1 protein-coding gene is annotated in these 803 nt (G+C 42.0%); it reads right to left on the reverse strand.

Annotated features, from left to right (window positions below):
* Positions 1-27: 27 nt before the first annotated feature.
* Positions 28-729, reverse strand: a complete 702-nt coding sequence (locus tag EI162_RS14365) for an IS1 family transposase (RefSeq protein WP_192524971.1) — start codon at positions 727-729, stop codon at positions 28-30.
* Between the last annotated feature and the right edge of the window lie 74 nt (positions 730-803).

Raw genomic sequence — 803 nt, forward strand, 5'->3', positions numbered from 1 at the left:
GGTGGTGTTCTAAAAAGTATGCTGGCATCAGACATAGCCATAATTGACATAGAATAATACCAAATCAAACACCTTAAAGTGGTTATCAAACTTCTTTGAGAAGCAGCAGGTCTTTCGAACGGCTCGTCGCAATCGGTGCCTAAGGCGACAGTTATTACCTTCTATGCCTACCGTATGCTGCTTGCCGATTTGTTTCTTGTCAGGCTTGAATGCGGTTATAAAGCTATCCCAGTTATCCATGCTAATAGAGCCATAGCTGACTTTCAGTTGTTTAAGACGGGCTCTTAGCTTCTTAGCTGTTTTCAGGTCACGTTTGCCCCAAACATAAGCAACAATCTCATTGGTAGCGCGGTCATAAGCATAAATAAGCCAAACTTTACGCTTTTTGCGATATACGTAAGTCCAGAACTCATCAACCTCTAAGCGTTCATAGTAGCGCTTCTTAGGTACAATCTTGTAAATGGATGAGCCTATAGTGCTAAGCACTTTACCAATGCTAATTGAGGCTATAATAGCAATGTCTCTGACGCCACAGCCTCTCACTGTCATTAGCCGTATTTTATCTTCTATTCTAGAGTGACAGCCGTTATAAGTTAGGGCATGATCGCCAATAAACTGGCGTTTGCAGTCCTTGCACTGGTAGTTCTGCTTGCCATAGCTTTTTTTGCCGTTTTTCTTTAAACTGGGACTGTGACAGTCGGGGCAATTGATCTGTATTTGTGTCTTCATAACCTCAAATATATCATCTTGCTTCGGCTGTCACCCTTCTTTTATTACTCCAGCATACTTTTTGATACACCACC

This window comes from Psychrobacter sp. FME6, from assembly GCF_014861365.1.
Classification (GTDB): Bacteria; Pseudomonadota; Gammaproteobacteria; order Pseudomonadales; family Moraxellaceae; genus Psychrobacter.

Coding starts and splice junctions, on each gene's coding strand:
- EI162_RS14365 (WP_192524971.1), bottom strand. CDS start 729: ATGAAGACACAAATACAGATCAATTGCCCCGACTGTCACAGTCCCAGT.